This window comes from Streptomyces sp. NPDC003393 (genome assembly GCF_053589015.1).
Window position 1 is genome coordinate 20,441 of record NZ_JBSFRB010000052.1, and the last position, 22,422, is coordinate 42,862.

The 22,422-nt window shown below is 69.6% G+C and carries 26 protein-coding genes; 7 read left to right on the top strand and 19 right to left on the bottom strand.

Going from position 1 to position 22,422, the window contains the following annotated elements:
• Positions 1–83: 83 nt before the first annotated feature.
• Positions 84–1,523, bottom strand: a complete 1,440-nt coding sequence (gene pdxR, locus ACWDUZ_RS33945; RefSeq protein ID WP_451635661.1) for a MocR-like pyridoxine biosynthesis transcription factor PdxR — start codon at positions 1,521–1,523, stop codon at positions 84–86.
• A 47-nt stretch (positions 1,524–1,570) separates the two neighbouring features.
• On the opposite strand from pdxR, the gene ACWDUZ_RS33950 reads away from it, so the two are divergent.
• From ACWDUZ_RS33950 to ACWDUZ_RS33965, 4 genes are all read left to right on the top strand, one after another.
• Positions 1,571–2,071 carry a carboxymuconolactone decarboxylase family protein gene (locus ACWDUZ_RS33950; RefSeq protein WP_355136747.1) on the top strand — a complete coding sequence of 167 codons (501 nt, stop codon included), beginning with the start codon at positions 1,571–1,573 and terminating at the stop codon, positions 2,069–2,071.
• Positions 2,072–2,168: 97 nt separating this feature from the next.
• Positions 2,169–3,017: an MIP/aquaporin family protein gene (locus tag ACWDUZ_RS33955; RefSeq protein ID WP_451635662.1), complete on the top strand. Its 849-nt coding sequence runs from the start codon at positions 2,169–2,171 to the stop codon at positions 3,015–3,017.
• A gap of 61 nt (positions 3,018–3,078) precedes the next feature.
• On the top strand, positions 3,079–5,574 hold the full coding sequence (locus tag ACWDUZ_RS33960) for a SpoIIE family protein phosphatase (protein WP_451635663.1): 2,496 nt from the start codon (positions 3,079–3,081) through the stop codon (positions 5,572–5,574).
• A gap of 166 nt (positions 5,575–5,740) precedes the next feature.
• The gene (locus tag ACWDUZ_RS33965; protein ID WP_451635664.1) at positions 5,741–6,613 is read left to right on the top strand and encodes an NAD-dependent epimerase/dehydratase family protein; all 873 of its coding nucleotides are present in this window, start codon (positions 5,741–5,743) and stop codon (positions 6,611–6,613) included.
• An 81-nt stretch (positions 6,614–6,694) separates the two neighbouring features.
• Here ACWDUZ_RS33965 and ACWDUZ_RS33970 read toward each other — a convergent pair whose 3' ends face one another.
• Positions 6,695–7,099, bottom strand: a complete 405-nt coding sequence (locus ACWDUZ_RS33970) for a transposase (RefSeq protein ID WP_451635665.1) — start codon at positions 7,097–7,099, stop codon at positions 6,695–6,697.
• 50 nt (positions 7,100–7,149) lie between these two features.
• On the opposite strand from ACWDUZ_RS33970, the gene ACWDUZ_RS33975 reads away from it, so the two are divergent.
• Positions 7,150–7,527, top strand: a complete 378-nt coding sequence (locus tag ACWDUZ_RS33975) for a helicase associated domain-containing protein (protein WP_451635666.1) — start codon at positions 7,150–7,152, stop codon at positions 7,525–7,527.
• A gap of 475 nt (positions 7,528–8,002) precedes the next feature.
• Here the strand turns inward: ACWDUZ_RS33975 and ACWDUZ_RS33980 are convergent, their stop codons facing one another.
• The 9 genes from ACWDUZ_RS33980 to ACWDUZ_RS34020 all read right to left on the bottom strand — a co-directional run bounded on the left by ACWDUZ_RS33980 (position 8,003) and on the right by ACWDUZ_RS34020 (position 15,140).
• Positions 8,003–8,866: a GNAT family N-acetyltransferase gene (locus ACWDUZ_RS33980; RefSeq protein ID WP_451635667.1), complete on the bottom strand. Its 864-nt coding sequence runs from the start codon at positions 8,864–8,866 to the stop codon at positions 8,003–8,005.
• Between the two features lie 13 nt (positions 8,867–8,879).
• Positions 8,880–9,662: an enoyl-ACP reductase FabI gene (fabI, locus tag ACWDUZ_RS33985; RefSeq protein ID WP_451635668.1), complete on the bottom strand. Its 783-nt coding sequence runs from the start codon at positions 9,660–9,662 to the stop codon at positions 8,880–8,882.
• A 43-nt stretch (positions 9,663–9,705) separates the two neighbouring features.
• Entirely contained in the window at positions 9,706–10,029 is a 324-nt protein-coding gene (locus ACWDUZ_RS33990) for a MazG-like family protein (RefSeq protein ID WP_451635669.1), read from the bottom strand.
• Between the two features lie 26 nt (positions 10,030–10,055).
• The gene (locus ACWDUZ_RS33995) at positions 10,056–10,868 is read right to left on the bottom strand and encodes an endonuclease/exonuclease/phosphatase (protein ID WP_451635670.1); all 813 of its coding nucleotides are present in this window, start codon (positions 10,866–10,868) and stop codon (positions 10,056–10,058) included.
• Complete coding sequence (gene tmk / locus ACWDUZ_RS34000) at positions 10,865–11,479, bottom strand: dTMP kinase (RefSeq protein WP_451635671.1); 615 nt, start codon at positions 11,477–11,479, stop codon at positions 10,865–10,867. Before tmk ends, ACWDUZ_RS33995 begins: the two co-directional genes overlap by 4 nt.
• Positions 11,476–12,582: a radical SAM protein gene (locus ACWDUZ_RS34005; RefSeq protein ID WP_451635672.1), complete on the bottom strand. Its 1,107-nt coding sequence runs from the start codon at positions 12,580–12,582 to the stop codon at positions 11,476–11,478. Before ACWDUZ_RS34005 ends, tmk begins: the two co-directional genes overlap by 4 nt.
• 75 nt (positions 12,583–12,657) lie before the next feature.
• Complete coding sequence (locus ACWDUZ_RS34010) at positions 12,658–13,794, bottom strand: isopentenyl transferase family protein (RefSeq protein ID WP_451635673.1); 1,137 nt, start codon at positions 13,792–13,794, stop codon at positions 12,658–12,660.
• A gap of 321 nt (positions 13,795–14,115) precedes the next feature.
• The gene (locus ACWDUZ_RS34015) at positions 14,116–14,649 is read right to left on the bottom strand and encodes an ATP-binding protein (protein WP_451635674.1); all 534 of its coding nucleotides are present in this window, start codon (positions 14,647–14,649) and stop codon (positions 14,116–14,118) included.
• Positions 14,649–15,140 (bottom strand): hypothetical protein, encoded by a 492-nt coding sequence (locus ACWDUZ_RS34020; RefSeq protein ID WP_451635675.1) that lies wholly within the window; start codon positions 15,138–15,140, stop codon positions 14,649–14,651. The genes ACWDUZ_RS34015 and ACWDUZ_RS34020 overlap by 1 nt, the downstream gene beginning before the upstream one ends.
• 267 nt (positions 15,141–15,407) lie before the next feature.
• On the opposite strand from ACWDUZ_RS34020, the gene ACWDUZ_RS34025 reads away from it, so the two are divergent.
• Entirely contained in the window at positions 15,408–16,715 is a 1,308-nt protein-coding gene (locus tag ACWDUZ_RS34025; RefSeq protein WP_451635676.1) for an XRE family transcriptional regulator, read from the top strand.
• On the opposite strand, the gene cutA is transcribed toward ACWDUZ_RS34025, so the two are convergent.
• Positions 16,712–17,035, bottom strand: coding sequence for a divalent-cation tolerance protein CutA (gene cutA, locus ACWDUZ_RS34030; protein ID WP_451635677.1), 324 nt, complete (start codon positions 17,033–17,035; stop codon positions 16,712–16,714). The genes ACWDUZ_RS34025 and cutA overlap by 4 nt on opposite strands.
• A 315-nt stretch (positions 17,036–17,350) precedes the next feature.
• On the opposite strand from cutA, the gene ACWDUZ_RS34035 reads away from it, so the two are divergent.
• Positions 17,351–17,524, top strand: coding sequence for a hypothetical protein (locus ACWDUZ_RS34035; RefSeq protein WP_451635678.1), 174 nt, complete (start codon positions 17,351–17,353; stop codon positions 17,522–17,524).
• Positions 17,525–17,911: 387 nt separating this feature from the next.
• Here the strand turns inward: ACWDUZ_RS34035 and ACWDUZ_RS34040 are convergent, their stop codons facing one another.
• The 7 genes from ACWDUZ_RS34040 to ACWDUZ_RS34070 form a co-directional block, all read right to left on the bottom strand.
• Complete coding sequence (locus ACWDUZ_RS34040) at positions 17,912–18,334, bottom strand: hypothetical protein (RefSeq protein WP_451635679.1); 423 nt, start codon at positions 18,332–18,334, stop codon at positions 17,912–17,914.
• A 73-nt stretch (positions 18,335–18,407) separates the two neighbouring features.
• Positions 18,408–18,704 carry a hypothetical protein gene (locus ACWDUZ_RS34045; RefSeq protein ID WP_451635680.1) on the bottom strand — a complete coding sequence of 99 codons (297 nt, stop codon included), beginning with the start codon at positions 18,702–18,704 and terminating at the stop codon, positions 18,408–18,410.
• A gap of 121 nt (positions 18,705–18,825) precedes the next feature.
• On the bottom strand, positions 18,826–19,221 hold the full coding sequence (locus ACWDUZ_RS34050; protein WP_451635681.1) for a hypothetical protein: 396 nt from the start codon (positions 19,219–19,221) through the stop codon (positions 18,826–18,828).
• A 4-nt stretch (positions 19,222–19,225) separates the two neighbouring features.
• Positions 19,226–19,453 carry a holin gene (locus ACWDUZ_RS34055; RefSeq protein ID WP_451635682.1) on the bottom strand — a complete coding sequence of 76 codons (228 nt, stop codon included), beginning with the start codon at positions 19,451–19,453 and terminating at the stop codon, positions 19,226–19,228.
• Positions 19,454–19,456: 3 nt separating this feature from the next.
• Positions 19,457–20,548 carry an N-acetylmuramoyl-L-alanine amidase gene (locus tag ACWDUZ_RS34060; protein ID WP_451635683.1) on the bottom strand — a complete coding sequence of 364 codons (1,092 nt, stop codon included), beginning with the start codon at positions 20,546–20,548 and terminating at the stop codon, positions 19,457–19,459.
• Complete coding sequence (locus tag ACWDUZ_RS34065) at positions 20,545–20,835, bottom strand: hypothetical protein (RefSeq protein WP_451635684.1); 291 nt, start codon at positions 20,833–20,835, stop codon at positions 20,545–20,547. Before ACWDUZ_RS34065 ends, ACWDUZ_RS34060 begins: the two co-directional genes overlap by 4 nt.
• Before the next feature lie 7 nt (positions 20,836–20,842).
• Complete coding sequence (locus ACWDUZ_RS34070; protein WP_451635685.1) at positions 20,843–22,360, bottom strand: hypothetical protein; 1,518 nt, start codon at positions 22,358–22,360, stop codon at positions 20,843–20,845.
• Between the last annotated feature and the right edge of the window lie 62 nt (positions 22,361–22,422).

Below are 22,422 nucleotides of genomic sequence, written 5' to 3' on the forward strand. Positions count from 1 at the left end.
TGCCGCGGTCCGGCCCAGTGGCCCGGCGGCAGCTCGGGACCCGGCGTTGGCCTGGTGACACAGCCACGGCCCTACGGTCCCGCCTACGGCATCACCCTGCACAGGGTGTCCAGTGCGCCCGCCCACGCGCTGTCCGAGGGAGCCGCGTAGTTCACCACAAGGGCGTCCTGTTCGGGCAACTGCCTTTCGGGATCCGTCGCTTCGTGGCGGAACTCTGCAAGGCCGCTGACCTCCAGGCCCTGGCGGGTCGCCGCCTGGACGACCGAGCGCTCGGTTCCGTGCGGGAGTTCCACGACCGCTTGCAATCCGGCTGCGATGCCGGCCACGCGGACGTGCGGCGCTCTCTGCGCCAGGGCTGTGACCAGTTGGTCGCGGCGGCGCCGGTAGCGCAGTCGCATCGAGCGCACATGACGGTCGTACGCACCCGATGTGATGAACTCTGCGAGCGTCAGCTGCTCCAGCGCACTCGACATGTAGTCGCCGTGGCCCTTGGCCGCGGCGATCTGGGGGACCAGTTCCTCAGGGAGGACCATCCAGCCGAGCCGCACGCCTGGCGCCAGCGACTTGCTCACCGAGCCGAAGTACACCACTCGATCCGGGTCCAGGCCCTGCAGGGCTCCCACTGGCTGTCGGTCGTACCTGAATTCGCCGTCGTAGTCGTCCTCCAGGATCAGCCCATCGGCGGCTCGCGCCCAGTCGACAGCTGCGGCGCGCCGGTCCGGGCGTAGTGCGCCGCCTGTCGGGTGCTGATGCGTGGGGGTCAGAAGCACCGCGCCGATCTCGGGCATGTGCTTCAAGTCTTCGGTGCGCGCGCCGTGTTCGTCGACGTGGACAGGTGGGGTGCGAAGGTCGGCGCGGGTCAGCAAGTCGCGATAGAGGTCGAGGCCGTAGGCCTCAACGGCTACCGCCCGGACCTGCCGCGTCTTGAGTACCTGCGCCATCAGGGTCAGCCCGTGGTGGAAGCCGGAGCAGATGACGATCCGATCCGGCTCGGCGTGGACACCGCGGGCTCGTGCCAGATAGTCCGCGAGGGCAGTGCGGAGCTCCACTCGGCCAAAGGCGTCTCCATAGCCGAAGGCGTCGTGCGGTGCCGCTGTCAGAGCGCGGCGCGAAGCGGTGAGCCATTGTGTGCGGGGAAAGCTCGCGAGGTTCGGGGCACCAACCCGCATCTCGTACCTGGGACGGCGTGGGGCCGGTTTCGTGCGGGGCGCGGCGGGCGTGGTGCGTCGCGGCTCGGTTCGCTTGGCCACACGGGTCCCGGATCCTTGCTGGGCGGTGAACCAGCCCTCGGCGACGAGTTCGGCGTAGGCGTCAGTGACGGTCTTGCGGGAGACACCAAGGTCGGCGGCGAGTGAGCGCGAGGGCGGCAGCAGGGTGCCGGGTGTGAGTCGCCCCGTTCGTACGGCTTCCCGCAGTGCGTTTGTCAGCCCGACGCGCAAGCCTGGTCCGCGCAGTTCCAGGTGGAGGTCGGTACCGGGTGCGGAGTATGAGTGACCCGCAGAATTGGTCTCGGAATCTGCCATGAAAATGGACCCTACTCCGGTGCCAGATGGTACGTAGCGTTGCAGGCATGAACAGCAACGAAGCACCCGCAGGGACGAAGCGTCTGGCCGCACACACACCGCGCCTGGACTGGGCAAAGCTCCATCCGGAGGCCTTCAAGGCCATGATCCGCCTCGACGCGGCAGCCAGGCAGGGCCTGGACCCCGCTCTGCTGGACCTGGTCAAGATCCGCGCCTCGCAGATCAACCACTGCGCCTACTGCCTGGACATGCACAGCAAGGACGCACTCGCCGCAGGCGAAACCGCCGAGCGAATCATCCAGCTCGACGCGTGGCGGGAGTCCAAGCACTTCTACACGGCCAGGGAAATCGCGGCGATCGAACTGACCGAGGCGATCACCGTCCTCACCGACGGCTTCGTCCCCGACGAGGTCTACGCCAGGGCCGCCGACGAGTTCGACGAGACCGAACTGGCCCGCCTCATCGTCGCGATCACCACCATCAACGCGTGGAACCGCTTCGGCGTCTCCACCCGCCTCGTCCCCGGCCACTACACCCCCGCCGGCTGACAGGCCCAAAACGGGGCTTGGAACGACCGGGCCACGCCGTTCCGGCAGCACGGCGGCTTTATCCCGCCTCGTACGAAACCAACGCCAGGAGCTTTCGGTGAGTATCGTCACTTCACTGTTCCGCCAGCTGCGGTTGGCGCGTGCCGTCGACGAGTTCGTACTCGCCACCGTCCTGCTGTTCCTGGCGGTGACGGTCGTCCGGTGGCTGCGTGACCCGGACTCCGCCCTGTGCGTCGGCGACCTCGACGCCGCGCTCGCCGTCATCGGCGGCCTCAGCGGGACCATCCTCACCGGGCTGATCCTCAGCCCGCCCGGCCGGCGCAGTGGGGGCCACATGAATCCCGCCGTGACGGTCTCCCTGTGGCTCATGGGCGCCTTCCCCGGGCGCGGCGTCGTGCCCTACGTGCTGGCCCAATGTGCCGGTTCCGCGGCGGGGACGGGTCTGGCGCGTCTGGTGTGGGGATCTGCCGTCTCGCTTCCGTCGGTGGACTATGCCGCTATCGTGCCGGCACCCGCGTGGCAGCCCGCGTCCGTCTTCGTGGCCGAGGCGGGCAGCATGGCGATCATCATCATTGCCGTCGGGTTCACCATGGCCCATGCCCGCACTGCACGCCTGGTGCCGTACGTCATCGGGCTGTCCGTCGCCCTGGTGATCGCTGTCCTGGGCCCCCGCAGCGGTGGCTCGATCAACCCCGCGCGCCAGTTCGGCCCTGCCGCGCTGGCCCGGCAGAGCACCGATCTGTGGATCTACCTGATCGCCCCGGTCGTGGGAGCGGCCTTGGGGACCTGGCTGCACCACGTTCTCAGCCGGCGCCGACTGCTGCCGCACAAAATGCGGATGCCAGCAAGTAGGCCGTCGTCGCCAGAGAGCGATATCGCTGCCGAGGGTGTGAACCGACGGTCCTCCAACCGCATCCCGGCTCGGACGGGGATCCAGCCCGAGTGATGGACCTGGACCACTGCACAGCCGGGGAGACCGCATCACCTGGGGGCAAAAGGGAGACCCGATGAACCACTCCGTAGGAACGGCAGTCTCAGAAGGCCAGTCGACCTTTGAGGCAGCCGACGTTCCGATGGCCCTCCTCGACGAAGAGGGGACGGTTGTGGGATGGTCGCAGGCCGCTCAACGGCTCGTGGGCTACTCGGCCGCGGAGGTGGTGGGGCGGTCCGCCGGTGTCCTGTTGGTGGCCGCTGACGACCGAGCAAAGGCATCACAAGCCGCACACGAGAGCACCCTCCGGGGCCGCTGGTCCGACCTCACGCAGGTCCGCCACCGCGACGGCCGCAGCATCGACGTGCGCCTGTGCGTGTCATCGCTGTCCGGACAGGACGGCCGGGACTGGTGGATCGTTTGGGCGACCGACAAGGCCTCGCTTCCCCCGTGGCCGGCCGAGGCCGCAGTGGCGGAGCCGCTCCTCGCTGCGCTGCCGCTGCCAAACGGCCTGCCGATCGGCGTCGTCATACGGGACACGTGCCTGCGCTGCATCCGGGTGAACGACATCCAGGGCTCCAAGGACGGCATCCCCCTCCCTCAACGGCTGGGCCGCAGGCTGACGGAGGCGGCGCCCGGGACGGAGGCCGAAACGCTGGAGGCAGTGATGCACCAGGTGCTGGAGAGCGGCGACCCGGCGATGGACGTGGACTACCAGGCCTTCCTGCCGGCGAATGTGCGAAGCAACCGCATATTGACGGCGTCCTACTTCCGCCTCGACGACGCGCAGGGTCGCGCGCTGGGCGTGTGCGTCGTGAGCGTGGACGTCACCGACAGTCGACGGGCGCGAGAGCGTCTGGCAATCCTCGGCGAGGCCAGCAGGCGCATTGGCACCACTTTGGACGTCATGCAGACCGCGCAGGAACTGGCCGACCTTGCCGTGCCGTTCCTCGCGGACTACGCCACCGTCGACCTGGCGGAGTCCGTCCCACTCGGCGAGGAGCCCTTGGCCCATCTCGGCCCGCAGGACGGGCGCATCCCCGCCTTCCGCCGTGCTGGCCTGGCCTCGATCCACCCGGGAACGCCGGAGTCCCTGTTCGCTCGTGGAGAGCCGGTCTTCGTCCCACCCATTTCGCCCTTCACCGCTGTCCTGCGCTCCGGGAAATCCCATTTCGAGCCGATACTGGACACATCCCCGGGCACATGGCTGGACCACCAGGACGCGGCGCGGGCACAGAAGATCCGCGAGTACGCCATGCACTCGTTGATGGTCGTCCCGATCCACGCCCGGGGCGCAGTGCTGGGCGTGGCGGTCTTCGTGCGGACGAAGGACCCCAGGCCGTTCGAGGAGGACGACCTGCTCTTGGCCGAGGAACTCGTCAGCTGGGCAGCGCTGGCCCTGGACAACGCCCGCCAATACGTGCGCGAACGCTCCGCGGCTCTCGCCCTGCAGCGCCTGCTGCTCCCCCGTCGCCCCACTGGCGGCTCCGCCGCCGAGGTGGCCTGGCGCTACCTGCCGGCCGACAGCCACCACGGCATCGGGGGTGACTGGTTCGACGTGATCCCCCTCTCTGGCGCCCGCGTCGCCCTGGTCGTCGGCGACGTGGTCGGACACGGCGTCAACGCGGCGGCGAAGATGGGCCAACTCCGCACCGCCATGCGCACCCTCGCGGACATGGACATGCCTCCCGACGAAGTACTCTCCCGCCTCGACGAGCAGGTCATCCGCCTCACCGAGGCGGAAGCCGACCCCCGGCACCCGGCCACTACCACGATGGCCGCCACGTGCCTGTACGCCGTCTACGACCCGGTCACCCGCACCTGCACCGTGGCGCGGGCCGGCCACCCCCCGCCCGCGGTCATCGACCCGTACGGCCACGTCACCTTCCCCGACCTGCCCAGCGGAGCACCGCTCGGCCTCGGACTGGGCGCCTTCGAGTCCGTAACTTTGGAACTTGCCGAAGGAAGCGTGCTCGCCCTCTACACCGACGGTCTGATCGAGGCCCGCGACCAGGACATCAGCGCTGGCATGAACCGTTTGCGCGCGGCCCTCGCTCGGCCCCACCTCGCCCTGGACGATCTGTGCTCGTCCGCGGTGGACACACTGCGGGCCAAGCGGCCGAGCGACGATGTCACTCTGCTCCTCGCACGGACCCGCTCGCTGAGCGCAGACCAGGTTGCCTCCTGGCAGTTCCCCAGCGACCCCGCCGTCGTCAGCCGTGCCCGAACTCTCGCTACCCGGCAACTGACCCAGTGGGGACTGGAACACCTGGCCGAGTCCACAGAGCTGATCGTCAGCGAACTGTTCACCAACGCCATCATCCACGGCCACGGCAACGGCGACTGCAGCAGCGACCGGACGATCGGCCTACGCCTCATCCGGCACGAGATGCTGACCTGCGAAGTCTCCGACGCCAGCCACAGCCACCCGCTTCTGCGACACCCCCGCACCACCGACGATCACGGACGCGGCCTCTTCCTCGTCACCCAACTGTCCCACCGATGGGGAACCCGCCACATCCCGGACGGCAAAATCGTCTGGTCTGATCAACAACTAGCGGTCGGCGCGTGAAAAACCACCCGAATCAAACGCTCGTAGATCCGCGCCTGTGGGCACACGGGGACCAAAGATCTAAAATTAATAGCCATAATTCATAGCCATTCATGATATCCCCGCCTCTCTTTAAATCGCGTCTCCTCGAAGATCGATTCTCTTACCGAGTGAAGGAGTGATCCTGATGCGCATCTTGGTTGCCGGCGCCACCGGCGCAGTGGGCCGACTGCTCGTCCCCCTGCTGCTGGACGCTGGACATCACGTCACAGGACTCTCCCGGACGCCCACAGGAGCCGAGCGCGTGCGACGCCAAGGCGCCTCAGCCGTCCAAGCGGACGTATTCGACGCAGACCGTCTGCTGCAGGTGATGACCGAGTCCGCACCAGATGCAGTGATTCACCAGCTCACCGCCTTGTCGGACGCAGACGGAGAAGCGACCAACCGGCTGCGTCGGGAGGGGACACGCAACCTGGTCGACGCAGCCAGGGCCGCCGGGGTGCGAAAGATCGTCGCTCAATCAATCTCTTGGGCGTACGCGCCGGGAGAAACACCGGCAGACGAGACCATCCCGCTCGACATTGGGGCAGCGCAGCCGCGAGGAGGCATGGTGGACGGCATCCAAGTGCTGGAGGAAACCGCCGCTCAGCTGGAGACTGCCGTGGCGTTGCGGTACGGCATCCTGTACGGCCCCGGCACCTGGTACGCGCCGGGCGGCGCAGTCGCCGCGGCCCTGGCAGGTGACCCGACCGCCCGTCTGCTCGCGTACCTTGAGGCGGACCGTTCCGTCACGTCGTTCGTTCACGTGGCCGACGCTGCAAGGGCCACCGCCCATGCCCTCGACTGGCCCTCGGGCCCTGTCAACATCGTGGACGACGAGCCGGCCCAGGGTCGCCAGTGGCTGCCCGTCCTGAGCGAAGTCCTGGGCGTCCCTGCCCCCGAAGCCACGTCAGGGCGGCAAAACTGGGCACGGGGGGCCTCCAATGCCGTGGCCCGCTCCCGAGGATGGCAACTCGAACATGAGACGTGGCGCCACGGCTTCGCAGCACAAGACGTCTGACCGAACACGATCTTTACCGCACGACCTTCCGGCGGGCCCTGGTGGCCCGCGGCTGGCTGGCCGAGCAGCCGCCGGGCCGGTTCACCCTCGCGGCAGGCGGGAGCGGGCCAGGCGACGGGTCATGAGCAAGGTCATTGACCAGTAGACCATCGCCTCCGCGCTGGTGGTGCGCCGCTCGAGGTCGCGCACCAGGCGGCGGCTTCGCATCAGGTGGGCGAAGAGGCGCTCGACGATCCACCGCTTGGGCAGCACCACGAACCCTCGTCGGTCGTCGCTGCGTTTGACGATCGCCAGGACCAGGGCGAATGTGGCCAGGCAGTATTCGATGAGGCTGCCGGTGTAGCCGCCGTCGGCCCAGACCAGTTCCAGCCGGTGGTGGGCGTTGGCGACCTGCCTCAGCAGGACCTGGGCAGCGGCGCGGTATCGAAGCCGCCACCCGATGGCGGCGGGAAACCGGCAACGCCGAGCTTCGCGTGCCCTACACATTCACCTCCCCAGCGGGGCTCACCCACGCCCACGTGAAGGCCGGCGGAGCCTTGCCAGTAGCCTCGGGCGAGGTCATCGCCCAGGGTGAGGACCTGGGGGCATGGGTCGCGGCGCAGCGGCTCGGCTGGGACAAGCTGCTGCCCGCCCAGCAGTGGCTGCTGGAGAGCGCGCTCGGGCTGGAGCCGGCGAGCGAGGACGAACAGCCGCCTGCGCGCCGTTCGCAGAGTGCTGCGTGGGCGCGGAACATCGCTGCGGCCCGGCAGTTCCACAGCCGCGAGGGGCACCTCGTGGTACCGCGCAAGCACGTTGAGGACGTCGACGGCGAGCCGGTGGGGCTGGGCCAGTTCGTGAACAACGCCCGCCGACGCGCCGCCACACTCAGCCCACAACGACGCAACGACCTCGACCACCTCGGCATGAGGTGGTAGCGGGCGCAGACAGATTGGGAGCGGCCCGGCCACTGATGGTGGCCGGACCGCCCCCTTGCCTCTGATGCCGTGGCAGGGCTCATGTGAATCGCTACCTGCTGTTGCGCAGACCCGAGAGCTCAACTTCGGAGTCCGGCTTGTCGATGCCGGTGAACTCGGACGAGTCGTTGCTGCCGTAGGCGAAGCCCCCGCCTCGTGGGTTCTTCGCACACGGCCTGACCTGGTATTTCTCTCCGACCTGGGCAGACGCGACCCGTCTTGGGCCACCTCAACCCATCTCGGCCCGGCTGAGGACTACTTAGCCCCGTGCCGTGTTCCCGCGGGAACACGACACGGGAAACCGTAGCGCGATGCCCTCACGACCTGCGTCTTCTTGCCTCGGAGATCCCATCCGTCCACGCCGGTGCCAAGTCGGCTGGAAGGCATCGCTGCCTCGCCGCACCCGTCCCACAAAGCAGGTATGCGGCGCCGTGCATCAGGCATCCCGCTGGTTGACGAATCCCAGCGACACCAGCCCCTCAGCCGTACACAGGCGATCGGAGGCGCCGCCGACCTCGGTCTGCAGGATCTGGTAGGCGGCGCCGTGCTGGTGCCCCCAGTGCATCGCTGCGCGCCAGAGCGCCCGCCCGTACCCGTGGCCGCGGTATTCAGGCAGCACGCCGAAGTACTGGGGCAGCAGGCGCACGTGGCCGCTGGCGTCAGCCATGGTCTCCATGGGGCCGATGGCGCCGGCCACTCGGCCGTGATGCAGGACGGTGAGGACGGGGCCGACCGTCCCAGCCTGCATCTGCTGGTGCAGGAACGCGAACCCGGCCGCCGCCATCTGCTGGGTGAACTCCCCGAATCCGGCCCCCTCATGGAGCTGCTCGTCCGGGTGGACGGGAATGCCCGGGGCCTGGCCGGGCCCGTGGGCGAAGTCCTTGAGCTGGATGCGGGTCCCCGCGCCGTAGGCGTCCGCCTCGGGCTGCTCGGGGCCGAGGAACCACACCACCCGGGCCCGCGCGGCGCCGTGGATGGCGGCGAGCTTGCGGGCCAGGTCGGCGGCGGCGGACAGCGCGGCCCCGTACACGTAGACCTTGACGGCACCCGGGCCACGCTCCTCGAACGTGGGCACCAGGGTGTGGTCCTGGCTGTGCTCGATCGCGTCGACCAGGACGTGCTCCGGCTTGGTCTCGGACCACCGGCGGTCCTTGGCGTACGGCAGGAAACGGCCGGTGCCCGCCGTCTCCACGACGGCCTGGAACAAGTCCGAGATCGGGTCGCCCGGACGGACAGGGCCGAGGGTGGGCACGTAGGGCACGGGCATCACGGGCTCCAGCCAGCCCCAGTGAAAGCGCATGGCCGCACGCTACTCAGGCGCCCACAGCGGAGAACCCGCCATCCACGTGCAGGACCTGGCCCGTGATGGCGCGGGCCGCGTCGCTCAGCAGGAAGGCGACGGTGTCGGCGACCGGGGTGGCATCCGAGGTGTCCCAGCCCAGCGGGGCCCGCTCGGGCCACAGCTTCGCCAGCTCGTCGAAGCCCGGGATGGACTTGCCGGCCATCGTCGTGATCGGCCCGCTGTCGACGGAGTTCACGCGGATGCCCTTCGGCCCCAGGTCCCGGGCGAGGTAGCGGGTGACCGACTCCAGCGCCGCCTTGGTAGGGCCCATCCAGTCGTAGACCGGCCACGCGACGCCGGCGTTGAACGTGAGGCTGACCACCGACGGCCCAACCTCGGACTTCTCCAACAGCGGCAGCATGCTCGCCGTCAGGGCCTTCAGGGAGAACGCCGAGACTTTCATCGCGGTAGCCACCGATTCGAACGGCGTGTTGAGGAAGTTGCCGCCGAGAGCGTCCTGCGGCGCGAACGCGACAGCGTGCACCACGCCGTCGAGGCTCTTCCAGTAGTCCCGCTGGATCTCCTCGGCCATGGCCCGCAGGTCGCCGGGCCTGGTGATGTCCGCGGCCATGCACACCAACGGCACCTTCGGCAGCCGATGCGACATGCGGGACATGATGGACCACGGCCGGCCCGGAGCGTTGGCGAGGATCACGTCGGCGCCCTGGTTCATCGCCGCCTCGGCGATCTTGTAGCCCATCGAGGTCTCCGTGAGGACACCGAAGACCAGGATCTTCCTGCTGGTCAGACTCATGCGCTTGTCAGTCCTTCTGGTACAGGCCGTAGGGGTCGGGCGGCTACTGCTGCGGCATCAGCCGGTCCACGAGATGGTCGAGACGCTCGGCGAAGGCCTTCTCTGGGTCCGCCGACACCGTGTGCAGCGCAACCATGGCCGTCACGATGACGTCGACGAGTTCCTTTTCGACGTTGCTCCAGCTGTGCGATTCCCCCTTACGCGGGTTGGCGCCGGTCGCACCGTGCAGGGCCTCCACGGCTTCGCCGAACTCCTCGCCGATCTTCAGCACGCGCCACAGCGTGATGTTCTGCGCGATCTCCGGGGCGGTGTGCTCGTCCAGCCAGCCGCGCAGCCGCTCTACCTGGTCCCAGGTGCGGTCTCCCATTGGTTTCTCCTTGCTCGTCGTACGGGTCAGAACAGTGCGGGTGCCGCGTCGGCGACGGGCATGGGGTCGGTCACCTCCAGCGGCCGTGCCGGCCGGAGGGCCATCTGCACGGTCAGGGCGGAGTGGTCGGTCAGCCGGTCGGTGCCGGTGCGCACCTCGTGGACGTAGCTGCAGCCGCGCAGCTCGTAGGCGAGGCGGCTGGACACGTGCGCGTGGTCGTAGCGGTAGCCGTCGCCAGTCCGCCCAACCCACGAATACTCGAGCGCTTTCGGGTGCAGGATACGGAACGCATCCTGGTAGCCGGTCTGTCCCAGCCACTCGTAGAACCCGTACTCGAACGGCTGGAAGAACCGGTACCGGGGCTCGTGGGCGGGCTCCAGGATGTTGAAGTCGCCGAGCACGATCCGCATGCCGTCCCAGCCGGGCCGCAGGCCCGCCCGGCAGGCGTCCAGGAACTGGCGTTTCCTGGCCGTCTTCGCGTCCGTGGCGTCCCGGGAGGGCACGTACAGGCCGACGACGTCGACGGGCCCGCGGTCGCTGTCGACGATCACGGACACGGTCCGGTGGGGCAGGTAGCCGACGGAGGCGGGGCCGGGCCGGGTGGCGAGCCGGGAGACGATCATCACGCCGCGCTCGCCGCGCTCGGGCCGCGGGAACGTCACCTCGTACCCGGCCGTCGAGAACCGGGAGGCGAGCAGATCGCATCCGGCGCTGTCGGCGGTCTCCGTGAGCACGAGGACCGGTTCGGGCCGGGCGGCGAGGTAGGCGAGCTGACGCTCGGCACGCTCCCGGCTAGGGTTGTTGAGGTTGAACGTCAGCACATCCAAGGTGCTGGTCATGAGCGGCCCCTCATCCATGGTTCTTTGATCGCCGTCACGACGGCTCGGGCGATCTCGTCGGCTCCGGCCGTCGACGCGTCCAGCTGCAGGACGCGGACGCCGGTGGCCTTCAGGAACCTAGCGGCCTCGTAGTAGTGGCCGCATTCCCGCTCGGTACCGCCGGGTTCACGCTCGTACCGGCTGTGCGTCCCGCGCTCTGCCAGCCGCTTGGTGATGGCGTCGACGCGCGCGTTGACGATGACGGCCAGGTCTGGCATGTCCGCGTGCCGGTTGAGCTCCCACAACACGTCCCGGGGGACGCCGTCCATCACCTGCAGCACCAGCGACGACGGGATGTACCGGTCGCACACGACGATCTCGCCCCGGGCCATGGCCGGCCGGATCTCCTCCTGGACGTGCCGGTAGCGGTCGGCGGCGATCAAGCAGGCCATGGACATCCCCGCGTACTCGTCGGTGCCCTTGCGGGCGATCTGCCCGAGCTGGCTGTCGCTGGGCTCCCGCGTCGCGAACACCGGCCGGTTGTCGGCGCGCAGCTGCTCCACGACGGCCTGGGTGACGGTCGACTTGCCCACGCCGCCCGGACCGTCGATGGTGACGAACCGGCCGATCACGACACACCGACCACGGGCAGCCTCCGGGACTGGCGGGGCACGACCGGGCACAGCTCGCTGTCCACGGCGCCGATGCGCTGGCCGGCGGCGACCACGGCGGCCGGGCAGCCCTTGCCGCAGTCGGAGTTCATCGAGCAGCCGCCGCACGTCGGGTTGTCCCCCACCGTCCACCGCTCGTGGAAGTTGTAGGCGTCCAGGCGGGCTGCGATGTCGTCGTCCTGCCACACGTTGCCGACGATGAAGTCCGTGTCCGGGTGCTGGCTGACCTTCGTGCGCGCCGCGAAGACGAGGTAGGGGCAGACGGTCACCTCGCCCTTGGTGAACACGTAGATGATCGTGCCCGCTTCGCAGTTGGCCAGCGGCTTGGAGTCGTTGGGGAACCGGATGTGCACCAGCTCCACGTCGTCGGCGTACGGCAGGGTCAGTTCCGCGATGCGCCGCATGTGCTCGTCCGGGCGGCGCAGCTTCTGCGCCCCTCGGGCGGCGCCCCGGCCCATCTCGCCGAGCGGGTTCATCAGCACGTACTTCGCGCCCTGCTCGCGGGCGAAGGCGCACAACTTGCCGTACTCCTCGTCTTCGGCAAGGTTGTTCGGCGTGCACAGCAGGCCCTGCAGGATGCCTGCCTTGGCGAACCGCTTGACGGTCTCGACGGTCTCGGCGAAGCCCTCGGGTCGGCCCCGGAACACGCCGTGGGAGTCCGCCGAGAAGCCGTCGAGGCTGACGTTCATGTGAACGTCCATCTCCGCGAACGCGGTGATCTGCTCGTCGGTGACCATCGTCGCGTTGGTGCACACCCCGACGCCCATTCCGGCCGCGTGGAAGGACGCGGCAACCTCCACCAGGTCCTCGTGCATGAACGGCTCACCACCGGTCAGGGTGACCCGGTTGACGCGGGCCTCCAACAGTTGAGGGATCAGCCGCTGCCGGACCAGGTGGAGCGGCATGTACTCGCCGCGCTTGGTCGCCGACACGAAGCAGTGCTTGCAGGTCTCGTTGCACGGCTCGCAGATCTGCACCAGTGCCTTGCGGTGCGGGTGGTCGACCGATGTGCGGAAGTAGCAGGACGCGGCCTGTCCAGCCGCGATGAGAGGACGAGCGGTCACGTGGACCTCCACGGTTGAAAGGGATCAGGGGCCCCGGCCGGCGCGCGGCCGGGGCGCGGGGAGCGGTGGGTCGGGTCAGGACGCCGGCAGGTCGACGAGCTGGGTCAGGAAGTCGGCGTGGGCCGTGACGTCGTGGCCCAGGACCACCGAGTGGTGCGGCAGCGCCGCCAGGAGGTGCGCGACCTCGTGCCGGGCCTCCTCGGTGCCGCCGCCGTCGACCCGGGCGAGCTCGAAGATGTCCGGGTAGCGGTCCTCGGTCTCGCCGGTCATGAAGTCGTGGTCGTCCAGCCCGCGGCAGTCATCGGATACGGCCGGGGCGGCGTCGGCGTCGATGCGGGGGAAAACGAGGGCCGCGGCCTCACCGCCGGTCGCAAGCGGGACGCTGAACCAGCGGGGGAACTGGTCCGGGAGGACCTGGACCTTCAGCTCCTTGCCCTTCTCCCACAGCGGGGTGCGGTCACCGGCGATCAGGGCGTCCGTGACCCGCGTGTCCTGCGTCGGGTGCAAGGCTTCGCCGCCCTTCAGCCGCTCCCGGGCGGTCTCGAACCAGTCGAGGGCGTCGAGCAGCCCGAGGCCGAGCGCAGCCGCCGACGGCCACGGCAGGACATCCACACCGCCCTGCCCGTTGGGCCGGACGAACACACGGTCGTTGGCCAGCAGCCCCCACCCGTGCCGTGCGGCCAGCGCCAGCGCCGTGGTGGTCTTGCCCGCTCCCTTCGCCCCGAAGGTGAGGACGACGCGGCTGTCCTTCACCACGGCGGACGCGTGCAGCACAGCCCAGCCGTCCCGCAGCAGCACACCCCGCATGACCTCGCGGGCCAAACGCGCGGTAGCTGTGGCGACCGTCTCGGGTTCGCAGCCGTATACCGTCAACCGGCCCGAGGCCGGCTCAGACCGGTAGGCGAGCAGCTCCCCCGGCGAGACAGCGGCGATGACACCCTCCTCGCCGCTGTCGGCCACGAGCGTCCGCGCCTTGGCGTATGTGGTGCTCCTGTGAGGGGTCTGGGTCACCGCGAGGGCCGCGTCCCCGTACTTCTCGGTGTCCACCTCGGCGACGACGAGGGGTCCCGCGCACACGCTGTCGGGCTCGACCGGGGCAGCCTGCCACCACGGGCCGACGTAGCGCTCGGCCCAGTGGGTGACGGTCTTCTCGGCGGACAGCACGGTGACGGCCGCCCCGGCGGCCTGCAGTTGAGTGGCGTAGGTGGTCATGGGTTCCTCGCAGGTGAGAGGGGGGTGAACAGGGAGGCGCGCACGGCCTGGTAGGCGGTGCGGAGTTTGCTGCGGGCAAGCTGCAGCTGGCGGGTCTCGACGTGGTCTGTGGGGGTCGAGCCCCGGCCGCCCCAGAGGAGGACGGGACGGCCGGGGTCCCACCAGCCGGAATCGGTGGCCGCCGAGCTGGTGGGCAGGACGGTCCCGGCGGCGCAGCTCTCCCCAGCGCTGGCGGCGGGACCGCGACCCGCCCCGAGCCGCATGGCCTTCATCCGTCACGGGACGGGTGCGCGGCCGTGGCCGGGGGCGGAGTCGAGAAGGTCAGGAGGTCGTGCCGTTGGCGATGAGCACGCCTAACCATGCGGCGAGCGACACGACTATCAGCAGGTACGCGATCTGCGCGGCCGGGGCTGCGCCCCCGCGACGGTCATCGGCGGGGGCGGGATCGTCGGCTGGGATCACATCGGCCCACACGCGTTTGCCGCAGGGCAGAAGGTCAGTCCCCCACTGCTGTGACAGAGCGTCGACGAGGGCCAGGCCCCGGCCGCCGACGTCCTCGGCGTGCACTGCGGCCATCACCGGCCGCACGTGGCTCTTGTCGATGACGGCCACCCGCACGCAGCCGCCGGCCAGACGGCGGATCGTCAGCCGAAACGCGCCGTGCCTCGCATGCCGGACAGCGTTCGAGGCCAGCTCGGAGACAACCAGCTCGGCAGCGTCCACGATGTCCGGCAGCTGCCAGTCGATCAGGGTCTCGCGGACCAGCTTGCGGCAGGCCGGAACCGATACGGCCTCGCGCGGCAGGGATCTCGACAGCACCGGCGAACCATCCTCGGCGAACAGGGCTCTGGGCATTACGCGTCCTTGTTCAGGCAGCGCTGGCCTCGCCGAGCGAGCTGGTCGACCAGGGCGACGATGCACAGTTCCCCAGGGGAGTCCATCGGAACTGCCCAGTAGGTCGCCCCAGCCTGGTACGTGGTGCGGGCTACTGGCGGCACACCCAGCAGCGTGCGAGGAGGCAGGCACTCCGCCACCGGCTCCCGACGCTTCTGGGACCGTGCAGCCATCGGAGAGACCAGGGCGTAGTGCCGGCTCAGACCGTGGGCGGCGATGACAGGCCCGCCGTCAAGGACCTCGGCAAGGTAGGCACCGACCTGTACCGGGTCGGCTGTGCCGGCTGCCGCGTGCACCACGGCACCGCTGAGCCGCAGGGCCGTGAACCGTGCCCCGCAGCGCAGGAACGTGACGTCATCCTCACGCCACTCCCATAGGGACTCGCGGCAGTTCGGTGCGGAGCACAACAGCCAGTGCTCGACGGCGAGCCGGCGTTCCGCGCCAGTCGTCACGGCCGGCTCATCGACCTCGCCGCATAGACGACGTAATGGCTCATTCAACGCATCTGGTTTCGGCGCGAGTTGGGTACGCTCCGCCATGGCGACTCCTACACAGTCGTCCATGCCCCGGGCAGGCCGCACCACCACGGCCGCCTGGGGCTCTTTCGCATACAGGGTGGATTTCCGCGAAAGTCCCCGCGTGCCCCCGGCGGGTATACCCATCATGGGTACACAGCACAGAGGGTCATCCCGCAGACTCACGCCAGCAGGAAGTGCCGCATGACCTACCAGCCTCCAACCGCTCTCCCCCGGGATCTCCTCAACGAAGAGGAAATGCAACGCGCGCTGGCAACACACGACTTCGGGACGGTGTTCCGGCTCGCCCGTAGCCGCGCCGGGATCAGCTACTCACGCATCGCCGTGGAGTGCGACATCAAGCCGGAACGGGTCGGCACGCTCGCCCGCGGCCAAGGCCGAATCACCACGTTCGACAAGATCGTGCAGATCGCTGACGCCCTCCGCATCCCAGGCCAGATGGTCGGGCTGGCCCCTCGCCCGTGGGAAACCGGCGACGCTCCTGCGCACATGTACGACCCAGAGATCGGATCAACCAGCGTGCGCCGCCGTACTGTCCTCCAGGTCGCCTCCACCGCAGGCCTGGCCGCCGCCCTGCCGACCCTCCACAGACCCACGGCGCCCAAGCGCGTGACGCGCGACGTCGTCGACCAGCTCAGGCAGCGCACCGCGCGGCTGCGACGCCTCGACGACATCCTCGGCGGCGGCGACACCTATCGCGTGTACCTCGGGGAGTACCAGGCCACCAAGGCTCTATTGCGAGAGGCGACGTTCACACCGGAGTCCCGGCGCGGCCTGGTCGCACTCCTCGCCGAACAGGCACAGCAAGCCGGATGGGCCGCGTTCGACGGCGGCCGGCACGCCGAAGCGGAAGGCCTGTACGAGGAGAGCAGGGCTGCGGCACAAGAAGCAGGCGACAGCGATCTACTCGGCAACGCCTTCGCGTTCCTCGCCTACCAGACCGCCGACAAAGAGGCGGCCGTCGAGATCGCCGCGAGCAGCTGCGCCACGATCACCCGGGGTACACCCGCAGGCGTACGAGCCCTGCTGCAGGAGCGGCTGGCCTGGGCCTGCGCCGTCGCGAACCTGCCCGCCCGCACGGAACAGGCCCTCGCAGCAGCCCGCACCGCCCTGGACGAGCAGCAGGACGGCGAACCACAGCCGGACTGGGCGGCCTGGGTCGACCAGACCGAGCTGGACATCATGGCCGGCCGCTGCTGGACAGAGCTACGCCGCCCCCTGCGGGCCGTCCCCGTCCTCACCCAAGGGCTCGCCCGTTACGACGATTACCACGCCAGAGACAAAGCGCTGTACCTGTCGTGGCTGGCGGACTCCTACCTCATCGCCGGGGAGGTCGAAGCGGCTGCGACGGTGACTGGGCGAGCCTTGGAGCTGGCCGCTGGGGTCGCCTCCGAACGGCCGAGGAAACGGCTCGCCCCGGTGCTGGATCAGTTGCGCCAGCACCGGCAGCTGAGCCCCGTTCGTGACGTCCTGGAGCGGGCCGCGGTCTAGCCCTCCGGGGCCACGTTCTCAGCGATCCACTGAAGACACCTGGGCGCGCCGTCGATCTTGACAGCGATGACCTCCGGGTTGTCCCACGGGTGGTGCTCCAGGAGGTACTTCTCCAGCTCCGGGTACCGGTCCGCCGTCGTGGTCAACAGCAGCTTCCACTCCTCGCCCTCGCCAAACTCGCCGAGATGCCAGAACACTGACCCGACAGGGCCGATGATCTGTGAACCGGCAGCAAGCCTGTCCTTCACCGCCCCCTTTGCCAGCTCGACAGCCTGGTCACGGGCGGGCGTGGCAGTCGACACCTGCAGATACTCGGTCATGGCGGGAGCCTAGCGGCGGGCCGGTCAGGCGTTGAAGCCCTTCTGCCGCACACCCGACCCCCACTTCGCAGCGACGACGGCAAAGCAGTCACGGCACAACGGGTTCCCGCCCACGCCGTACCTCTTGCACTTCTCCGAGCACCGGGCACACAGGCCCTCTTCACCCGAACCCCAGACAGGGGACGGGTAGCCCATCAGTTCCACGACAGCGGGTGCACTCATTCGGGCGTCCGTTCTCCTTGCTCCGCAGCCTTCGAACAGAATAGAACGCGATTGGCGGTGCCCACTGTCAGTGACGTCTCGTAACGTATACGCATGCCCTCTTCCCCCAGGCCGTCCGGCCAGGTCACCCCTGCGCGGGATCAGGTCAACGAGCAGATCCGCCGCCTCATGGACCAGAAGCCAAGCCCGGAGCGCACCGCCGCCTACCACCTAGCCCTTGAGGCATGGGCGGCCGGCTCCGCCATCGAGGTCGTCGAAGCGGCCTGAACGTGGACACGCCCCGACCGGCAGTGCCATCCGGTAGGGGCGCGCTACTCACCAGGCGGGACGCCTGTCGTGGACACCCTCCAGACTAGTGACCACCTCTAACATCAGCGCCGACCAGCGAAACACCGGGCCGCGACCGCAAGATCCGGCCCATCTCGCTGAACGCGAACGCCGCCGGAAAGCGCGCAGCACTCTCCGCGCAGTCCCGGCACGAGATCGGCTCACTCCCCATCCCTCGCAAGCACACCCGCCGGCCGTCGTGCAGCGCATGCCGGTGCCACGGGTGCTCACACACCGGGCACGGCTCGCAGTGCGCGGCCCGCCGGATTTGCCGCCGCGCCCGCGCAGAATCCGGGTATGGGCGGCGGTTGCCTCGGGGGTACGGCTTCACGGCCTGCTCCAATCTTTCCGCACGGACGGCTCCTGGCCCGGGTGCGCCTCGATGAAGTGGCGGCGGATCGCGTCCTCGATCCGCCGCATCCGCATGTCCTGACAGGCCCGCGCGTACTCGTCCAGGACGCGAGAGGCCTCGGCCGGGTCGTTGACCGGGATCGGCGGCGGAGTGAACGGCTCGGCGCCCGGCCACTCCAGATGCGACCAACCGCAGCTCAGCGCGCACGGGAACAAGAGCACCCCGGCCTTGGGGTGATGGAGCGGGTACGGGAAGACGGGCGCCGGGATGATGCTCGGCTCCGATGGCGGTGCCTTCGCGGCTGCGCACCGGACCGCTTCAAGTTCGGCGAGCTGCTCGGCGGGCGTCGGTTTCGGCAATGCGGCGAGCAGGCCGTCGAGGTCCTGCAGATCAGACACAGCGCTCCTCAATGAGGGCAGCCCCGCCGACGGGGGACGGCAGCGGGGCCAATCAACAGTTTGGCAGCGACTCCTAGGAGGCGGGCAGGATTCCGGCATTCCGCAACGAGTCGACGACCGGACCGAACCGCTTCAGCAGCCCCTGCATGCGGTGCAGGACCTCCGTAATCACCTCCGCGCCGGGAACGCCGGGAACGCCGAGACGCGCCGACGCGAGCTCCGCGTCCGGCATCTGCCGCAGCCGGGCCGCGCGCTGCTCGGCGGGCGGCACCCGGTCGAGTGAGAGCAGCTGTGCCGCCACGGCGACCACGGTTTCCTGACCGACCTTTATGGGGTCGATGAGCGAGCCACCGTCAGCTCCAGACGCCACAGTGGCCATATCCTGCGCCAGGCGAAGCGTCGTCATTAAGCAGGCACCTCCCGTTTTGTGCGGCCGCACAGGATGCCACAAAGCGCGAACGACCGCCCCCGGAGCTAGGGCGGCCGTTCGGTCAGGAGCCGGGCAGGTCGTCCGGCGGCGGGGCCGGCTGACCCTCGGGCGGTGCGTCGCCGGGATCCGGGTCCGGGCACAGCCGCGCCAACCTTCGGTTGGCCAGGTCGACCGCATCGCGCAGGCTCGTCCCGCTGTTCGGCCGCACCTCGTGCCGCAGGTGCTCAAGGCCTTCCTCGAGGGCGCCGAGGCGCGCCATGACGCCGGGCCGCTCCGGTACGCCCGGCCGCTCCGGCTCGCCGTACCAGTCATCGAGGAACTGCCCGGCCCGGCCGGTCAGATGCGAGACGCCGCGCACGATCCGCCACACGGCCGCGCCGACCCCGGTGACGATCGAGAGCGCCCCTCCCCAGACGAGGGCCGCGTCGAGGGCCGGGACACCGGTGGTCACATCCATCCGCTCACCCGTCCTCGGGGCGCGGCGTGTGCTTCGCCTTCCACCCGGCGAAGAACGTGATCAGCCCCGGCAGCAGAGCCAGGACGAGCGGGCTGATCGAGTCGGGCAGAGGCTCCAGGATCCGCGCGTCGTCCTGCACCGCTGCGAGGACGCCGAGCATCCCCGATGACGCCACGTAGGCCGCGGCCGTCGCCCACCTCACCTTGCTCTCTACCGCGTGCTGTCCGGCCACGGGTCACCCCTTCCACACGAGCACGGTGCAAACGGCGCTCGCGACCTGGATCTCGGACGTGCTCTGATTGAGCAACTGCACCCGCATAGACCGGCCCGCGCCGATCCGCTTCGTCAGCGGGACCATGCCGTACGAGCCGCCCGGCGTACCTGCCACCTCGTGGATCGGGTGGGACTTGACGACCTTGCCGCCCTCGGCCTCGACCATGCGGACCTGGACGACGTCACCGACGGGCAGGCCCTCGAACCGGAGGGAGAGGCTGCCGGTGAACGTGGCCGCGCCGGCGACGAACGCCGGGCTGCGGTCGCCGTGCCCGCCGGGCTCGTCGGTCCACTCGGTCGTGAACTCGACGTCGTCCCATAGGCCAGGCGCGAGCCGGTACCCGACGCTTCCCAGGTTGACGTATTCGGGCATCTCGGAATCTGGCTCCTCGTCCGGGCTCCAGGACGCCGGGTACGCCAGGCGCTCGCGGACGTCGGCGCGCAGCTGCGCCATGGTGAACTTGAACGGGCCACGCGCGCCGTAGCCCTCGACCGGCCCGGCCGGGTCCGGCTTGCCTTCGACCGAGGTCTCCAAGTGCCCGGCGACGCTGCCCTCGGTCCACCCGTGGTGACGGCAGATCGCGGCGTTGTACCGGACCCACGTGTCGTACTGCTCGCGGGTGTACGTGTCGCGGCCGTTGCCCAGGTTCTCGGTCTCGATCCCGTACAGGCAGTCATTGCCGTCGACCGTCCCGGAGGCCTTGCTCGGCTTCGGGATCGGGCGCTCGGCCACGATGGCGTCATAGCTGTTCCTCGCCGCGAGACCGGCATGGTTCGCCCGGTGGCAGGACACCAGCACCAGGACGCCCGTCTTGGGCAGGTAGGCGTGCGCGAGCGGCGCCGGCAACGCCACTCCCTGCCCCGCGTACGCGACCGCGTTGAGACTCGAGGTTCCCGCCGTGTGGTGGTTCAACGAGCCGTGCACAGGCCCGAACGGCTTGCCCGTAGCCGCGTCCCGGCCGCGCGTCTCCCACCCCTCCAGCTCCGTGAACCGCACGCCCTCCGCCTTGAGCGCGGCCCGCCACTGCGCGGGCGTCATCGGCGTGGAGGTCACTGCTGCTCGCCGTCCTCGGGCGGCGTGTAGCCGGACAGGCGCCGGGCGGTCTCCTCCGGCAGCCCGAGCCCCACCAGAGCCGCATAGTCCGTGCCTGCCTGCTCCTGGAGCTCCTGCTCCATGCTCGCGACGTGCTCCGCGTGAGCCTCCTCCAAGGCGGCCTTCGCAGCCTCGTACTCCTCTTGCGTGATCAGCTCGGCGCCCTCGGGGAGGTCCGGGTCCTCGCGTTCCGTCTCCAGCCGGCCCACGGCTCCGTTCGCGAGCTGGAAATACACAGTCGTGGTCATCGGGGCCTCACAGGTTGAAGATGAACGCGCGGTGGAAGGTTTGAATCCTGCTGTAGGTGGCGTTGTTGTTGTAGTTACGGCCCAGAGCGATCGGAAACGGCTCCGCCACCGTCGCCCCCGGCGGAATCACACGCGCGTACACCTTCGTCGTCTGCACGTGGATGTCGTTGACCTGCTGCGTGCTCTTGTTCTCCACACGCCACATGTCGTCACCGGCGATGGCGTACGCAGCCGCGCTGTTCGGCGGCAGCGTGAAATCGACGTCCAGCTCTGCCTCATAGAGCACGAACGCCGGCCGGCACGGGTCCGGGTTGGTGACCGAGAACGGGCGGTTCTCCACCACGGTCGTCGAGCCGGTAGGCACGGGCAGGTCCGGATAGGTCATCTCGATGGGCTGCTCCACGGAGGTGGCCGTCGCGCGCGGCTCGCTCCGCAGGGCCCCCGTGCTGTCGCAGTAGACGCCGCCGGCGTAGCTGTCCACGTCGCAATCGGTGTAGGGCCAGGCGACCACGGACGCGGCCAGCGGGGCCGCGGCCGTACCGTCACCCGTGAGACCGCACTCGGTCTCCAGCGGCGCATCCGGCGGGACGAAGAGGCGCCCGTCCGCGCCCATGGTGAGCTGGTTCCCGGCGTCCGCCGACGGCGCTACCAGGAGGCCGTTCGCGGTCGCCTCCAGGCCGTTCGGCTCCGGTGCCACAATGACGTCCGCCTCGACGACGTACGGGTCACCAGCCGCCCCGGTCCCGGAAACCGTGGTGTCTACGGTGCTCGTGTCGGCGGCCTGGAGCGCCGTCGGCGTCCCGCCACCAGCCGGGGCGTAGAGACCGCCGTCCGTGCCGATGGCCAGAGCGTTGCCCGCGTCCGTCGAGGGCCGCGCTTCGATCTCCCCGGTGGCCGGGTCGTACGCGATCCCGTCACCGGCCGTCAGGCAGCCGCGGACGTCCGCGCACTCCACATACAGGCCGTCCGCGCCCTCGTGCACCAGGTTCGAGCCGCCGCCGGGCGGGGCCGGGTCGAGGACCACGGCGGCGCTGACCACGTACGGGTCGCCGGCTGTACCGGTACCCGCGACGGTGGTGTCCACGCTCGGGGTGTCGGCGGCCTCGACAACTGTCGGCGCGCTGCCTCCTCCACCGGCCGAGTACAGGCCACCGTCCGATCCGAACGTGACGGCATTCCCCGCATCCGCGCTCGGTCGCGCCTCAATCTCCCCGGTAGCCGGGTCGTACGCGATCCCGTCACCGGCCGTCAGACAGCCACGGACGTCCGCACACTCCACATACAGGCCGTCCGCACCCTCGTGCACCAGGTTCGAACCCCCGCCCGGCGGAGCGGCGTCCAGGATCACCGCGGCGCTCACCACGTACGGGTCGCCGACCGTACCGGTACCCGCGACGGTGGTGTCCACGGTCGCGGTGTCGCCCGCCGTGACGGGCGTGGGCGTGGTCGCCGCATCGCTGCTGATGATGTACGGGTTGGAGATGGAGCCGTTGCCGTCGACGGTGACGCCAGGCCCGGCAGCCACGGCGCAGGTGCACCGCCGGCTGCATCCGCAATTGGACAAGGAACTCACTCCCGCGTGGAAGA